Genomic DNA, 15317 nt, shown 5'->3' on the forward strand with positions numbered 1-15317 from the left:
TTGCAGGCAGCGCCTGTCAGGGCGACTTCGATAGCATCCAGTTGAGCGTGCCGCGCCAGTCGGTCATGCGGATCGGGGTGCCATGGGTGCCGGTCTCGAAACGAACGAAACGGGTCGGGTAAGTCTTCGATTTGGCCAGGATCGAGCGAAAGAATGCCTCCTGATTTGCCACTGGGAAGACCACGTCGTGACTGCCCTGGCCGAAAAAGACCGGCACACGGCGCTTGAATGCTGGGCTGGTGAAAAAGCTCTCATCCCATAGCGAGCCGAGCAGCAGCAGGCCGTTGATGCGGCCGCCCATGTCCTTGCGCGCGGCAAGCTTCCAGCACAGCGCACCACCCATCGATCCGCAGGCAACGAAGATCTTCGCGCCTGGCGACCGGTCGGCATAGTGACCGATCAGCGCTGCCACCTGCGCTGCTCCCTTGTCGCCGAAATCGGTAAAATCCGGGCTAAGGTAGAGGCCGCCATTGCCGGCCATCAGGTTCTTGAGCCGGTTGAAATTGCCGCCGAAGGTGAAGTCGTCGACGCCTTGCTTGCGGCTGCCGCCCTGCCCGTGCAGGTAAAGCACGATGATGCCGGCGCCCTCGGTCTTGCCGACGGCGAAATGCCTGATATCGCCGGCGTCGGTTTTCAGCAACAGATCCTGCTGCACCTTGCGCACGCTGGCGTCGGTATATTGGGCGTTCACCCGCCGCTCGGGCACCTGGTCACGCTGGTTGATGTCGCGCATCTCGCGGTAGTCGATGACCGTGTAGGCACCGTTGCTGTCGGACGACAGCGTGGGCGGATAGGCGAAGAGATCGTCCTTGAAGGGTTTTAGGGACAGCGTCTGACTTTGCGCGGCCGACGACAGCAACGCGGTCGTGACTGCAAAGGCACAGAAAATTTGGCGGCGAAAAGACATACCCAACGCATGCGTAATTCGGCTTGGGTTTGTCAATCCTGCAGCACACCGCCGGCGCCTTCCAGCGCCTCGCGCGTGTCGACATCGACAGACGCCGCCGCGCCGATCTCGACATCGATGACATCGAGCCCTTCGGTCTCGACCAGATGGCGTGCACCGGTGTCGCCCTCCAGATGGGCGATCGCCGGAAACAGCGAACGCGGCAACAGCACCGGATTGCCGCGCTTGCCGTCATGCGAAGCGCGGACCACCGCATTGCCGCCGCCCTTGCGGAACGCATCGATCAAGCTGTCGAGATCGTCGGACGTGATATCGGGCATGTCGCCGAGCGCGATCATCACACCGGCGGAGTCCTCCGGCAGATAGGCAATGCCGGCCTTCAGCGACGTGGACAAGCCGTCGGTAAAATCAGGATTGTCGGCGAAGGTCACGTCGAGGCCCGCCAGCGCAGCGCGCACCCGCTCGCGCTGGTGGCCGGTGACGACGACAGTTCTGGACGCCTTCGAGCCAAGCGCCCGCTCGGCGGTGCGGCGCACCAGCGGCTTGCCGTCGAACAGCGCCAACAGCTTGTTCGGCCCGCCCATGCGGCTCGACCGGCCGGCCGCCAGCAGCACGATGCCGACCTTCAGCTGAGATTTGGCCGGCAGCGGTTCGCGCGGCTGCGGCCGTGTGGGGATTTCCATCAGCAGCCCGCCGACCCCCATGCCGGCAATATCCCTGGCGGTCACGTCGAGACCGGCGATCAATCGGTCCAGCACCCAATCGAACCCGTTCTCCTTGGGACTGCGGGCGCAGCCGGGCGCGCCGATGACGTGCTTGCCGCCGAGCGTACCGAGCACCAGCAGATTGCCGGGATCGACCGGCATACCGGCGCGGACGACGGTACCGCCCGCCCTCTCGATCGCCGCGGGAATGACATCGGCGAAATCGCTCATCGCCGAGGCGCCGAAGATCACCACCATGTCATTGTCGCGCACCAGGGAAGCCGTGGCCTCCGCCACCGGCGCGATCTCATGCGCCGTGCGGCGCTCGGCCGTCAGCCTGCCGCCGGTACGCGCCAGCCGTGCTTCGGTGACGCGCAGCGTCTTATCGAGCACGGAAGGCTTGATGCCCGGCAGAACCGTCTGGATGACGCCGACACGCACGGGCCGGTAGGCATTGACGGCAAAGATCTCGCCTGCGGCGCAGATTTCTGTCGCAGCGTCGACCAGCGCTGAACCGACCGCGAAGGGAATGATCTTCACCGTCGCGACCATCTGGCCTTTTTCGACCGGCGCATGCTGCGCCAGCGTGGCGATGGTGATGGCGGGATCGATGGCATTGATGGCGTCGATGGCAACGGCATCGACCGTGAAGATGCCCGGCGCCTTGGCGTGGAGGTTGACCCGCCCGGTCGCGGCAGGCTTGGCTTCGATGCCGCGAAAGGCCATGCTCCCGGCAATCGTTTGCGCGGCCGCATCCTCGCCGAGGTCGTCCTCAGCCAGAACAGCCGCAACGACCTCGGAAACACCGGCAGTCCGTAGCAGCGCCACATCTTCAGCGCTCAGCCTATGCGCCTTGCGGAAGCGGCGTTCACCAGCGGTGGTGGAGTGTGCCAGCACCGCGCCTTCCGCCGTCTCGATCGGGATGGGTCCGAATTTCACGCCACCGCACCTTTTGCGTCCAGCCCGCGCGAGCGGAAGGCATGTATCGCCTGGGCCAACACCGCAACAGCAATCTCTCCCGGGCTGGCAGCACCAATATCGAGCCCGATCGGCGCATGGATACGGGCGATCTGGTCGGCGCTCGCGCCCAGCGCCAGCAAACGTTCGACACGCTTGGCATGCGTCTTCCTGCTGCCGAGCGCGCCGACATAGAAGCAGTTGGCGTCTAGTGCTGCCTTCAGGGCGAAATCATCGACCTTCGGATCATGGGTGACGGCGGCAAGTGCGGTGTAGCTGTCGAGCGGCTGACGCTTCAGCACATCCTCCGGCCATTCGGCATGAAGCGCCACATCGGGAAAGCGGTCCGGCGTGGCGAAAGCGGTGCGGGGGTCGATGATCTCCACGGGATAGCCGGCGATCTTCGCCATCGGCGCCAGCGCCTGGCTGATATGGACAGCGCCAATCACGACCAGACGCGGCTGCGGCAGATGCGCGTTGAGAAAGAAAGTCCGCCCCTCGGCTTCGACCGAACCGGAATTACCGGTGCGAAACGCCCTGGCGATCGCGGTTCCGAGATCGCCGGCGACGTGATCGCCCTCGCGCACGATCCGGTCGCGGCCGTCACCGAGATCGGTGACAAGGATCGCCGCACGGCGGGCGCGTCGTTCGGCGTTCAAAGTTTTTAAGGCGTAGGGATCCATCAGGAAATCTCTTGTCCGAGCATCATCTTGTCCAAAAACCGGGTCCCACTTTTTGGGATCATGCTCTAGCCCAGTCTTTCCACGTACACCTTGATGCGGCCGCCACAGGACAAGCCCACTTGCCATGCGGTTTCATCGGCAACACCGAACTCCAGCATCCTGGCCTTGCCGCTGTCGATGACGTCGATGGCCTCGCTAACCACAGCGCCTTCGACGCAGCCGCCCGAGACGGAGCCGTGGAAATTGCCGTCTGCGTCGATGACCAGATGGCTGCCTACAGGTCGGGGCGCCGAACCCCAGGTCTCGACCACTGTCGCGATGGCCACGTCCTTGCCGTCCTTCATCCAGCCCTCCGCAATGATCAGCGGGTCGCGGGCCTCATCCAGATAAATGCTGTTTTCCATGACCGTTTCTCCAGAAGTCTGTTTTTCTCGGGATCTGTTTTCCGGATGGGAAGGATATGGTTATGCGGCGCGCCTCGCGCCAGCTTCCAGCCACCGGCGCGGATCGACGGATTGTGCCGACTTCTTGTCCAATGACGCGCAGAGATCGGCGAGCGCATCGAGATTGTGCACCGAGCGGAACTCGTCGACATGCGGCAGCATCGCCTTGACGCCACGGGCGCGCGCCTGGAAGCCGTCGAAGCGCAGCAACGGGTTCAGCCAGATCAGCCGCCGGCAGGATTTGTGCAGGCGCTCCATCTCCTCCGACAGGCCGGCGACATCGTCGCGCTCCAGCCCATCTGTGATCAGAAGCACGACCGCCCCCTGCCCCAGCACGCGGCGCGACCATATCAGGTTGAACTCGGCCAGCGTGTCGCCGATGCGGGTGCCACCCGACCAGTCCATGACCGCTGCCGAACAGTCGGCAAGGGCTGCATCCGGGTCGCGATGGCGCATCTGCCGCGTCAGATTGGTCAGCCGGGTACCGAAGACGAAGGTGTGCACGCGACGCCTTTTTTCCGTCAGCGCATGCAGGAAATGCAGGAAAATCCGCGTGTACTGGCTCATCGAGCCGGAAATGTCGGCCAACACGACCAGCGGCGGATGAACCTCGCGGGCTGAGCGGAATTTCGGCAGGATCAGTTCGCCGCCGGTGCGCGCGGCCGAACGCATCATGGCGCGCGGATCGATGCGGCGGCCATGCGCATCGGCCTTGAAGCGCCGCGTCCGCACCATGTCGAAAGGCAACCGCAACTGCGCGATCGCCTTCTTGGCGTCGGCCATCTCGGCGGCGTTCATCTGGGCAAAATCCTTGGCCCGCAGCACCTCGTTGCCGGAAAAGGTGAAGCGGGCGTCGACCTCGATCTCGGGAATTTCCTGTGGCGGCTGGTTCTTCTGGTGTCCCTCGAACATCGCCTGGCTGACCCGGTTTTCAGCGGCGCGTGGCTTCTGCTTTTCCCTGGTGTCGGGCGCCACCGGCGAAAACATAGCCAGCATCTTTTCGATCAGTTCGCGCGACTTCCAGAACAGCCGGAAGGCCTCGTCGAAAATGGCGTGATCCTCATGCCGCGACACCAGCACGGCGTGCAGCGTCCAGTAGAAATCGTCGCGCGAACCGATGCCCGCGGCGAGCACCGCCTCGATGGCGTCCTTGACCGAGGCCGGCCCGACCCGCATGCCCGCCTTGCGCAAGGTGCGGGCAAAATAGACGATGTTGTCGGCGATCCGCCCGTGCGGCATGGCCTCTTTTGGCTCGGGGCGCGGCATCGCCTACTCCGCCGCCGAAAGCTCGGCCTTCACCTCGTTGAGGATGCGCCGGCCTTCGCCCTGTTCGATGCGGGCAATGTCGTCCTGGTATTTCAACAGCACGCCGATCGTATCGGAGACGGTTTCCGGATCGAGCGCCACCTTGTCGAGCTCGGTCAGCGCGCCGGCCCAGTCGATGGTTTCGGCGACACCCGGCACCTTGAACAGCTCGATCTGGCGCAGCTTCTGGATGAAGGAGACCACTTCGGCCGAAAGGCGCTGGTTGGCCTGCGGCACCTTGCGGCGCACGATCTCCAACTCGCGCTCGGCATTGGGATAGTCGACCCAGTGATAGAGGCAGCGCCGCTTCAGCGCGTCGTGGATCTCACGGGTGCGGTTGGTGGTGATGATGACGATCGGCGGCTCTTCCGCCTTGATGGTGCCGAGCTCGGGCACCGTCACCTGGAAGTCGGACAGGATTTCGAGCAGGAAGGCCTCGAACGCCTCGTCGGTGCGGTCGAGCTCATCGATCAGGAAAACCGGGGCAGCCCCCGCCTTGCCGGTCAGCGCATCGAGCACCGGGCGGCGGATCAGGTATTTTTCGGAGAAGACGTTGCGCTCCATGGCGGAGCGCTCGACCTTGCCGGCCGCCTCCTCCATGCGGATCTCGATCATCTGCGCGGCGTAGTTCCACTCGTAGACGGCGGACGAGACGTCAAGGCCTTCATAGCATTGCAGGCGGATCAGCCGGCGGCCGAGCGCCTGTGCCAACACCTTGGCGATCTCGGTCTTGCCGACGCCGGCCTCGCCCTCAAGGAAAAGCGGCCGCTTCATACGCAACGACAGGAACAGTACGGTCGCCAGCGACCGGTCCGCCACATAGTCCGCACCGGTCAGGAGATCGAGCGTCTCGTCGATCGTCCGTGGCGCGGCGCGCGGTTTCAGCTCGGTCATTCTTTCTCCGTGAACGCCGCCGCTCCGCTTTCCAGTACGTGGTAGCCGCGGGCGTGATAGATCAGCGGCCGCAAATTATCGCCCATCCGCAGGCCTGTCACCTTGCCAAAAAGCACACGATGGGTGGCCAGGTCCTTGGTATCGATCAATTCGCAGTCGAACACGGCGAGCGCACCCTTCAGCGTCGGCGCGCCGGTGGAGATCACGTCCCATTCGCCGAGCGCGAAGCGCTCCTCGACCGGCAAGCCGGTGATTCCGGAAAAGCCGACTGACAGCGGCTCCTGGTGGGAAGCCAGGGTGTTCAAGGCAAACCTGCCGTTTTTCACGAACGGTTCGTTCTTGGGATTTTCGCGATTGAGACAGACCAGAATGGTCGGCGGGGTGTCCGAAACCGAGCAGGCCGCGATCACCGTCGCGCCGCGCTTGCCGGCCGGCCCGTCGGTGGTGACCACATGGACGTGGCCGGCAAAGTGGCTCATCGCGTCGCGATAGGCCTGCGGCCCAATGTCGTTCTTCTTCAGCACCGTATTTTTTCCATTGTCAGGATCCTATCGACATATATGGCCAGACATAGCCCGCCACAAGCGAAGTGCCTGAGCCATATCCCGAAATTCGCGTGTTGCACCAAGGCCGGGCAGCCTTTAGGTCTTGGCGGCAACAGTGCCGGGAGCATAGGACCGGCCCGGAGGATCCCATCGCTCGAATGCGACCCAGGACAAGAACAATAGCGGCGCTGTTCTGGCTGTTCCTGGCCAGTGGTGCGGATGCCCGGACGCTGCTGGTCGGCGTCTCGGCGCCCCTGTCGGGACCATCGGCCATTCTCGGCAAGCAGATCGAGGCCGGTACCGGTATGGCCGCCGAAGCGAACGGCATCGAACTCAAGACCGTGGATGACGCCTGCACCGCCGATGGCGGCGCTGCCGCGGCCAGGGAATTCGCAGCCGTCAAGGTCAATATCGTGGTCGGCTTTCTCTGCACCGAGGCGATCGAGGCGGCGATGCCGATCCTGAAGGACGCCAACATTCCGGTCATCACCATTGGCGTGCGAACCGAAAGCCTGACCGACCGCCGCGCCAAGACCGGCTGGCCGGTCTATCGCCTCGGACCACGCGGCGACGATGAGCGCAATGCGGTCGCGTCAGCCCTCACCCGCCTGTGGCAAAACGAATTGTTCGCCATTATCGACGACGGCACCATCTACGGTCGTGAAATCGCCGAGACGTTGCGGGCAGCGGCCGAACAGGCAGCGCTGAAACCTGTGTTCGTCGACACGTTCCGGCCCCAGCTCGACAATCAGATCGGCATGATCGGTCGGCTGAAGAAGGCCGGCGCGACGCATGTCTTTGCCGGCGGCGATGGCGACGACATCGCCATCATGGGCCGCGATGCCGCACAGCTTCAGGCGGGCATCGTCTTTGCCGGCGGCGAGAATCTGCGCACGCCGCCCGGCGACGTGCCCTATTCCTTGGGCACACTGATGATCGCACCGCCGGAATGGGCCGATGTCGCCGATCCAAAAGTGCTGGCGGCCTTTGCCGCGCAGAAAGTCGTGCCCGACGGCTATACGCTGCCGGCCTTTGCGGCGGTCGAAATCGCCAAGGCAGCGTCGGGCTTGTCCGAAAGCTCGGGCAAACCACTGACCGAAGCTCTGACCGGACAGGATTTCACCACGGCGATCGGGCCGATCCGGTTTGATGCGAAAGGCGATCTCAGCCGGAGCCCCTACCGCGTCTTCCGCTTCGATGGCACGCGCTTTGCGCCCTTGGAAAGCAACTGATGTTTCGCACCGGCCCACGCAACCTGATCACCGACGTTGCCGGCCTGCGCGTCGGCAATGCGTCCGACGCCAGGCTGAAATCCGGGGTAACGACCGTGCTTTGCGATGCGTCCACAGTGGCCGGCGTTCAGATCCTGGGCGGTGCGCCGGGCACCCGCGAGACCGACCTGCTCGAACCGCACAATTCCGTCGATGTGGTGCACGCCGTGGTGCTTTCGGGCGGCTCGGCTTTCGGCCTCGACGCAGCTTCCGGCGTGCAGGCGGCGTTGCGTGAACGCGGCATCGGCCTCGAGGTCGGCGGTTTTCGCGTGCCGATCGTGCCGTCGGCGATCCTGTTCGACCTGCGCAATGGCGGCGACAAGGATTGGGGCCGTTATCCGCCCTACCGCGAGCTTGGCTATGAAGCCGCGCAAACCGCCACCGCCGATTTCCAACTCGGCACTATCGGCGCCGGCACCGGCGCGCTCACTTCGGGGCTGAAAGGAGGCCTCGGCTCCGCCTCGACGCTGCTCGACAATGGCGTCACCATCGGCGCGCTGGCCGCCGTCAATCCGACCGGTTCGGTGACCACAGGCCGAACCCGCCATTTCTGGGCGGCACCGTTCGAAATCGGCGACGAATTCGGTGGGCTTGGCTATCCGTCGCCGATGCCTGACGAGGCGAAACGGATTCTTTTGAAATACCGCGACAAACATTTTGGCCGGCTGACGGAGACCGGCGGCAACACCACCATCGCCGTCATTGCCACCGATGCGGTGCTCACAAAGGCTGCCGCCAAGCGCCTGGCGATGTCGGCGCATGATGGATTCGTGCGCGCCATCTGGCCGACGCACACGCCGGCCGATGGCGACCTTGTGTTCGCGCTGGCGACCGGCACGAGCGGTATCGAACTCTCCGCCGATGCAGCAATCGATCTCTACGCCGCCGCCGGCGCCACCATGGCGCGCGCCATCAGTCGCGGCGTCTATGCCGCGACGCCTGCCGAAAACGATCTATTTCCGGTCTGGTCGTCACGCATGAAGTGAAGCGATCAATCAGACCGGATCGGACTTTTCTTCCTCGAAGGTCACCGCGACATCAGAATTCGCCGACAGCCAGACCTTCTTGCCGTCGACTTCGGCAATCAGGCTCAGGGGAATGTAGTGGTGATGGCCCTTGTGGGCGCCCTCGCCGCTATCGGCCTTGGTCAGCTTGATGCGCTGGCCATCGACCTTGTCGACAGTGCCGACATGCACGCCATCGGCGCCGACGACTTCCATATGCTCACGAATTTTGCTGGTGTCGGTCATGGTGGTTCTCCATTGGGACTGCCGACAATAACAAATGACGGGCCGATTGGATGCATCGGCTTTCGCACCGCACGACGTTTTGATTCCGTCGTGCTAGGGGATTGAAACGATCACGGGGGTGAAGACCGATGCGAATGCTCTTTCTGTTTGCCGTTGGCCTGCTTGCACAGCTTGCGACCTCGATCGCGGCTCATGCCGGCGATGTCGCTGAACTTGAGATCCTCGGCTTCACCAAGGACGGCAGCGTCTTCGCTTTCGAGGAATATGGCGTGCAGGATGGATCGGGCTTTCCCTATGCCAACCGCTACTACATCGACACCAGCACCGACAGCTTTCTGAAGGGCACGCCGATCCGGGTCCGGCTTGAGGACGAGAATGCCAAACTGGATGCGGTGCGCCTTCAGGCCCGGCAAGAATCCATTGCCAGCCAGGCCGAGTTGGACGCCAACCGCGGCATCACCGCAGGTTTCAACCCGGTGACCGAGCTTTCGGCGGATCCGCACCGGATGGCGGTCAATCCGCGCCCGATCTTCACTCCGGTCGACCCACCGCTCGAGTTCCGGCTCGACGAGTTGGGCATGAACAACGCCGATGGCTGCGAGAGCCAGGGCGAAATCAACGGCTTCCGGCTGCTGCGCATCGAGGCGCAGGATGGCGGCACGACCAAGCTGCTGCACGAGGACAAGGCGATACCGAAAAGCCGGGGTTGCCCGAACGGCTATCGCATCGGCGCCGTGCAGACCTTTTCCATGGACAGCCTCAGCGCCTATGCCGTGCTGATCGCGGTGCGCCAATACGGCTTTGAAGGCCCGGACTTTCGCTGGATCGCGGTGACCGGCCGCCTGTGACACCCCCTGCTCAACCCGCCGCGCGCGATCGTGCGCTGAACCGCCTTCGCCGCGCGATACCGACGCCGCGCACAGCGCTTATCGGCGCCTTGTTGTGGGCCGTGACAATGGGCGCCAGCGCGCTCCTCACCTTGTCTTTGGGCGACTGGGAGACGCCGGCGAAAATCCTCATAGTCACCATGCTGTTTGCGGCGGGAGCTGCGCTGGCCTTCCCCATCGGCCTGTTTGCGGCGCGGCTGGTCTCGCAGGGAAGACGCTGGGAAGTCGCTTTCGCCGCCGCCTTCGTGTGCCTAGCAGCGGCGACGATCGGCCTGACCGGCGGGCTGTTTGCCCTGCAGTACCGCTCCTACTACGCCGAGTGGCATGCGCCTGCTTTCACCCGCACCTGGGTCCTCCAGTTCGTCTTCACGACGTTGATTGCGCTCTATCAATTCGTGGTGCTGGGCATCCGGCTCTATTTTCCAGTTGGTTTCATCGCTCTGTTTACCGCGGGCGTCTGGTTTGCGCGCCAGCGGCGTTGAGCATTTTGCTCGCCTCTGTTAGGACGCGGGCAAACTTCTCGATATGTCAGGACTGACCGATGATCCCTCGCTATTCCCGGCCGGAAATGGTCGCCATCTGGTCGCCAGAAACCCGGTTCCGCATCTGGTTCGAGATCGAAGCCTATGCCTGCGACGCACTGGCCGAACTCGGCGTCATCCCCAGGGAAGCGGCAAAAACCATCTGGGAAAAGGGCAGTGCCGCAAAATTCGACGTCGAGGCGATCGACGAGATCGAACGCGTCACCAAGCATGACGTCATCGCCTTCCTGACCCATCTTGCCGAATTCGTCGGACCGGACGCCCGCTTCATCCACCAGGGCATGACCTCATCGGACGTTCTCGACACCTGCTTCGCCGTACAGCTGACCCGCGCCAGCGACATCCTGCTCGCCGATATCGATGGTCTGCTTGCAGCGCTCAAGCGCCGCGCCTTCGAGCACAAGAACACCGTCACCATTGGCCGCAGCCACGGCATCCATGCCGAGCCGACGACCTTCGGCATCAAGCTGGCGCAGGCCTATGCCGAGTTCTCGCGCTGCCGCGAGCGGTTGGTGTACGCGCGTGAGGATATCGCCACCTGTGCGATCTCCGGGGCGGTCGGCACCTTCGCCAACATCGACCCCTATGTCGAGGAGCATGTGGCGGCTAAGCTCGGCCTGAAGCCCGAGCCGGTGTCGACACAAGTAATCCCGCGTGATCGCCACGCGATGTTCTTCGCCACGCTCGGCGTCATCGCCTCGTCGGTCGAGCGGCTGTCGATCGAGATAAGGCATTTGCAGCGCACCGAAGTGCTCGAAGCGGAAGAGTATTTTTCGCCGGGCCAAAAGGGCTCGTCGGCCATGCCGCACAAGCGCAACCCTGTGCTGACCGAAAACCTCACCGGCCTTGCCCGCATGGTTCGCTCCATGGCGATGCCGGCGATGGAGAATGTGGCGCTCTGGCACGAGCGCGACATTTCCCACTCCTCGGTCGAGCGCATGATCGGCCCGGACGCCACCGTGACGCTCGATTTCGCACTGTCGCGGCTGACCGGCGTCATCGACAAGCTGCTCGTCTATCCCGACAACATGCTGAAGAACATGAACAAGTTCCGCGGCCTCGTGCATTCGCAGCGTGTCATGCTGGCGCTGACGCAGGCTGGGTTGTCTCGCGAAGACTCCTACCGTCTGGTCCAGCGCAACGCCATGAGGGTGTGGGAGCAAGGCGCTGATTTTCTTGAAGAATTACTGGCCGACAAGGAAGTGACCGCTGCCCTGCCCGAGGCCGAAATCCGCGAGAAATTCGACCTGGGCTATCACACCAAGCATGTCGACACGATCTTCAAGCGGGTGTTTGGCAAAGCCTGAGGCAAAGCGCTATACCGTCGCTGGCCGCGAGCGGCAGGCTTCACCTTCTCCCCTGTGGGAGAAGGTGGATCGGCGCGCAACGCCGCGACGGTTGAGGGGTGCTCCAGCTTGGCGCAGCCCTCAAATCAAGCCTTGCCGGGAACAGTCCTGATCACCGTGCCCCATGGATCTTCGCGGGTCACCGGGCAGGTCACATTGTCCGAACGCATCTCGACCCAGGCCAGACCCGACCGGCTGGGATCGCGGCGGCCGGCGCCCGAACTCTGCCAGGCGTTGGCGCCGATGTGGTGGTGATAGCCGCCTGACGACAGGAACACCGCCTGGCCGCCATATTTGGCCACCGTGTCGAAGCCGAATTCCTGGTTCCACCAGGCTTCGGCGTCTTCCGGCCTGCCGACGCGCAGGTGGACATGGCCGACGACACTGTTTTCCGGCGCGCCCTGCCAGCCGGCGTCACCCGCAGGCACTTCGGCAACGACGGACGGAATGTTCATCCGCTCGGTCGCCATCGCCACCTTGTCGCCATTCCACTTCCAGTCCTGCGGACGGCGGTCGGCATAGATCTCGATGCCGTTGCCTTCGGGATCGGTCAGGTACAGTGCTTCGCTGACCAGATGGTCGGAAGCGCCCTCGATTGCGATCTTGTTTGATATGGCGTGGTTGATCCAGCGGCCGAGATCGGCACGGCTGGGCAGCAGGAAGGCAGTATGGAACAGGCCTGCGCTGCGAGGATCATCCGGCTTGGCCGAAGGATCGGCCTCGATGACCAGCAACGGACGGTTGGCGGCGCCCAGCGTGATCGCCCCATCGGCGCGGCTCAGTTCCTGCAGACCGACGATGCTGCGATAATATGCGGCAAGGCTTTCCGCGTCGCGCGCCTTCAGCCCGACGCGGGCAACGCTGACCGGGGTGGTGGCGGCAAAAGGCAACTCGCTCATCAAATGCTCCGTTCGACCGGCCTGCGATGAAGCTCCCAAAGCGAGAAACCCCACTCCGCCGATCATTGTACGTCGTGTCAGTTCCAAAGTCAGGGTTCCCGCGCACGGCTGTTTCTTTTCCTGACAACAGATCGTCCATCCGCATCGTTCACACAAGACGCGAAGAAGCGAACATGGTGTTCACTATTGTGATCAAACGTGGCGTTTCTGCCGGTTGCACGAAGCGATGCCGCTCGCTATCTCAGCGCCATGAAGGTCAGAGACGCAGATATTCTCATCGTGCCGGGCTACACCAATTCCGGCCCCGACCATTGGCAGAGCCGCTGGCAGTCGAAGCTGTCGACGGCGCGCCGCGTCGAACAGGCGGAGTGGTCGAAGCCGGTGCGCGAGGACTGGACGGCGAGCGTCGCCAAGGCGGTCAACGAGGCCGAGCGGCCGGTCGTCCTGGTCGCGCACTCACTTGGCGTCGCCGCGGCGGTGCAAGCCATTCCGCAATTCCGCAAGCCGGTCGCCGGGGCCTTCTTCGTGGCGCCGCCCGATGTCGCTAACCCCGAGATCAGGCCCAGGCACCTGATGACCTTCGGCCCCTACCCGCGTGAGCCGCTGCCCTTTCCCTCGATCGTGATTGCCAGCCGCAACGATCCGTTCTGCGCCTTCGATGTCGCCGAAGACATTGCCGGTGCCTGGGGCTCGCTGTTCATCGATGCCGGCGAAACCGGTCATCTCAACGCGGATTCGGGCTTCGGACCGTGGCCCGAAGGCTCGATGACCTTCGCCAAGTTCCTGACGGACCTGTAATATATACGGTCAAAGCCTGAACACGAAGCTGCTCGGCAGGCCATCCGGCTTGCGTGAACAATAATTTAATGCAGATCGCGATAATCTCTCCAGCAACGGCGAACTCTGTTCGCCGAACGCACGTTTTTCTGGGCGACCTGTCCTTCCCACTCTACCTCGTGCATGTACCCGTTATCTGCTCATTGGGGTCATGGGTTTTGTTGACAAGCGGTTCCACCGCACTGGCGCCGCCGCCGCCATACTGGGTTCGATCCTCGCGGCGTTGCCGCTCATGACCTTCAACAACTGGTGGGTCCAGATGGTCGGCGCCCTGTTCAACAGGTTCAGGCGCGGCGGACCTATCGCCGCGGCGCCTGCGGCGTCGAGCGCCTAACCGCCCGGCGCTGTGACGGCAGTGCGTCCGGTTCGGGTTCAGGATCCGATCGAATCCTTGATGCCCTTGAGCAGGGTCTTTGCGCCCAGTGAAATCAGCGCATGCTCCGAGCCCATGGCCAGCAGGCGATAGCCCATCGACACGACCCGGCCGGCAATTGCCGGCTCGACAACGTAGATCGCCGCATGTTTGCCGGCCTTGCGGGTGCGCTCGGCCACCGACGCCACCGTCTCCATCATGCTCTCCAGCGTCGAATTGACCGTGGCGCCATTGCTCCAGGCGATCGAGAAATCCGACGGGCCCAGGAAGATGCCGTCGATGCCGGGCGTGTCGAGGATGCCATCGAGCGCATCGAGGGCTGCACGCGTCTCGACCATGGCGAAGGCCATGGTGCGCTGGTTGGTGTCGCGCAGCCAGTCGGCCTGGTCGCCTTGGCCGTGGCGGGGAAAAGCGTAGGTCGGGCCCCAGGAGCGCTCGCCGACCGGCGGGTATTTCATGGCGGCGGCGAACAGTTTTGCGTCGGCAACCGAGTTCACCATCGGCGCGATGACCGCCTCGGCGCCGAAATCGAGCGCGCGGCTTGCCATGTCGAAACGGCCAACGGGAATTCGCACCAGCGCCGGCTTGCCGGTAGCGAGCACCGGCACCAGGCCACGCAGCACGCTGTCTTCGTGATGGCCGCCATGCTGCATGTCGAGCGTGACGGCATCGAAACCCTGCTTGGCGACGATCTCGACCGTCAAGGCATCCGGCACACCGGACCATGCGGTGAACAACGTTTCATCGGCCGCGAGGCGGGACTTCAGGGACATGAACTCTTTCCTTGTTAGCGACCGCAGTTTCAGCCGGAAACCGCGGCAAAGGCAAAGAAAAACCGCCCGGATAGGCCGGGCGGTCGATTGGTCCAGCGTATTGCCGCGGGATCAGCGCATGGCCCGGATCAGGTGTTCTTGATCTGCTCGATCGCCTGCGCCATCAGTTCGTCCATGGTGCGGCGGATCTGGTGGTCCGACTGCTCGACGCCGGCCGCGTCGAAATCCCCGCGGATCTTGCGGAACACGTCGTGGTCGCCGGCCTCCTCGATGTCGGAGATAACCACTTCCTTGGCATAGGCGTCGGCATCGGCGCCGGACTTTCCGAGCTTTTCGGCGGCCCACAGGCCGAGCGCCTTGTTGCGGCGCGCCGAGGCCTTGAACCGAAGCTCCTCGTCGAATGCGAATTTACGCTCAAAGCCCTCTTCACGGTCTTTCATGCTGCTCATGGCGTCCCTCCGGGTCAAATTCGATTCGTTGGCGGTGAATATGTGCGTTGCCAAAGCACAAACCAAAAGGTCGCGGGCCGGTCAATATGCTTCATCGCATGCTGCGCTGCGGCATTTCAGTCCCGAAAGCGGTTGATTGGAAGGATTTGCCGATTGAGCAAACGATGTGATTGGGATAGACCCGGCATTGAACCCTACCGTAGCCGCACTATTTCAGGCAGACGGACAGGAAATGGTCTGATACCGCCTGTC

Annotated in this window: 18 protein-coding genes; 7 read left to right on the plus strand and 11 right to left on the minus strand. The window is 63.5% G+C overall.

Features of this window, described 5'->3' with window-relative positions:
• Positions 1–16: 16 nt before the first annotated feature.
• From A9K65_RS23995 to A9K65_RS24025, 7 genes are all read right to left on the minus strand, one after another.
• Positions 17–907, minus strand: a complete 891-nt coding sequence (locus tag A9K65_RS23995; protein WP_064995387.1) for a phospholipase — start codon at positions 905–907, stop codon at positions 17–19.
• Between the two features lie 32 nt (positions 908–939).
• The gene (locus A9K65_RS24000) at positions 940–2550 is read right to left on the minus strand and encodes a molybdopterin-binding/glycosyltransferase family 2 protein (RefSeq protein ID WP_064995388.1); all 1611 of its coding nucleotides are present in this window, start codon (positions 2548–2550) and stop codon (positions 940–942) included.
• Positions 2547–3251, minus strand: a complete 705-nt coding sequence (locus A9K65_RS24005) for an XdhC family protein (protein WP_064995389.1) — start codon at positions 3249–3251, stop codon at positions 2547–2549. The genes A9K65_RS24000 and A9K65_RS24005 overlap by 4 nt, the downstream gene beginning before the upstream one ends.
• A 65-nt stretch (positions 3252–3316) precedes the next feature.
• Positions 3317–3655 (minus strand): XdhC family protein, encoded by a 339-nt coding sequence (locus tag A9K65_RS24010; RefSeq protein ID WP_013532112.1) that lies wholly within the window; start codon positions 3653–3655, stop codon positions 3317–3319.
• 60 nt (positions 3656–3715) lie between these two features.
• Complete coding sequence (locus A9K65_RS24015; RefSeq protein ID WP_024504342.1) at positions 3716–4960, minus strand: VWA domain-containing protein; 1245 nt, start codon at positions 4958–4960, stop codon at positions 3716–3718.
• A 3-nt stretch (positions 4961–4963) separates the two neighbouring features.
• Positions 4964–5893, minus strand: a complete 930-nt coding sequence (locus tag A9K65_RS24020) for a MoxR family ATPase (RefSeq protein WP_013532114.1) — start codon at positions 5891–5893, stop codon at positions 4964–4966.
• Positions 5890–6417 carry a flavin reductase gene (locus A9K65_RS24025; RefSeq protein ID WP_013532115.1) on the minus strand — a complete coding sequence of 176 codons (528 nt, stop codon included), beginning with the start codon at positions 6415–6417 and terminating at the stop codon, positions 5890–5892. The genes A9K65_RS24020 and A9K65_RS24025 overlap by 4 nt, the downstream gene beginning before the upstream one ends.
• A 179-nt stretch (positions 6418–6596) precedes the next feature.
• Between A9K65_RS24025 and A9K65_RS24030 the strand changes: the two genes are divergently transcribed.
• Positions 6597–7670, plus strand: coding sequence for an ABC transporter substrate-binding protein (locus A9K65_RS24030; protein WP_064995390.1), 1074 nt, complete (start codon positions 6597–6599; stop codon positions 7668–7670).
• The gene (locus A9K65_RS24035; protein ID WP_064995391.1) at positions 7670–8695 is read left to right on the plus strand and encodes a P1 family peptidase; all 1026 of its coding nucleotides are present in this window, start codon (positions 7670–7672) and stop codon (positions 8693–8695) included. Before A9K65_RS24030 ends, A9K65_RS24035 begins: the two co-directional genes overlap by 1 nt.
• 9 nt (positions 8696–8704) lie before the next feature.
• Here A9K65_RS24035 and A9K65_RS24040 read toward each other — a convergent pair whose 3' ends face one another.
• Entirely contained in the window at positions 8705–8959 is a 255-nt protein-coding gene (locus tag A9K65_RS24040; RefSeq protein WP_013532118.1) for a DUF2171 domain-containing protein, read from the minus strand.
• A gap of 128 nt (positions 8960–9087) precedes the next feature.
• Here A9K65_RS24040 and A9K65_RS24045 point away from each other — a divergent pair, with 128 nt between their 5' ends.
• The 3 genes from A9K65_RS24045 (at position 9088) to purB (ending at position 11695) form a co-directional block, all read left to right on the plus strand.
• Positions 9088–9807 carry a DUF2259 domain-containing protein gene (locus A9K65_RS24045; RefSeq protein ID WP_064995392.1) on the plus strand — a complete coding sequence of 240 codons (720 nt, stop codon included), beginning with the start codon at positions 9088–9090 and terminating at the stop codon, positions 9805–9807.
• A gap of 107 nt (positions 9808–9914) precedes the next feature.
• On the plus strand, positions 9915–10328 hold the full coding sequence (locus A9K65_RS24050; RefSeq protein WP_084016242.1) for a hypothetical protein: 414 nt from the start codon (positions 9915–9917) through the stop codon (positions 10326–10328).
• A 59-nt stretch (positions 10329–10387) separates the two neighbouring features.
• Positions 10388–11695, plus strand: a complete 1308-nt coding sequence (gene purB, locus A9K65_RS24055; RefSeq protein WP_064995394.1) for an adenylosuccinate lyase — start codon at positions 10388–10390, stop codon at positions 11693–11695.
• Between the two features lie 125 nt (positions 11696–11820).
• Here the strand turns inward: purB and A9K65_RS24060 are convergent, their stop codons facing one another.
• Entirely contained in the window at positions 11821–12633 is an 813-nt protein-coding gene (locus tag A9K65_RS24060) for a VOC family protein (RefSeq protein WP_064995395.1), read from the minus strand.
• Between the two features lie 249 nt (positions 12634–12882).
• Between A9K65_RS24060 and A9K65_RS24065 the strand changes: the two genes are divergently transcribed.
• Positions 12883–13431: an alpha/beta hydrolase gene (locus A9K65_RS24065; RefSeq protein ID WP_064995489.1), complete on the plus strand. Its 549-nt coding sequence runs from the start codon at positions 12883–12885 to the stop codon at positions 13429–13431.
• Between the two features lie 190 nt (positions 13432–13621).
• Positions 13622–13804 carry a hypothetical protein gene (locus tag A9K65_RS24070; protein ID WP_064995396.1) on the plus strand — a complete coding sequence of 61 codons (183 nt, stop codon included), beginning with the start codon at positions 13622–13624 and terminating at the stop codon, positions 13802–13804.
• Between the two features lie 38 nt (positions 13805–13842).
• On the opposite strand, the gene A9K65_RS24075 is transcribed toward A9K65_RS24070, so the two are convergent.
• The gene (locus A9K65_RS24075; RefSeq protein WP_013532125.1) at positions 13843–14616 is read right to left on the minus strand and encodes an HpcH/HpaI aldolase/citrate lyase family protein; all 774 of its coding nucleotides are present in this window, start codon (positions 14614–14616) and stop codon (positions 13843–13845) included.
• 128 nt (positions 14617–14744) lie between these two features.
• A complete protein-coding gene (locus tag A9K65_RS24080) occupies positions 14745–15065 on the minus strand; it encodes a DUF1476 domain-containing protein (protein WP_013532126.1) in 321 nt (106 codons plus the stop codon).
• Positions 15066–15317: the final 252 nt, after the last annotated feature.

Source organism: Mesorhizobium sp. WSM1497 (assembly GCF_001672455.2).
GTDB lineage: Bacteria > Pseudomonadota > Alphaproteobacteria > Rhizobiales > Rhizobiaceae > Mesorhizobium > Mesorhizobium ciceri.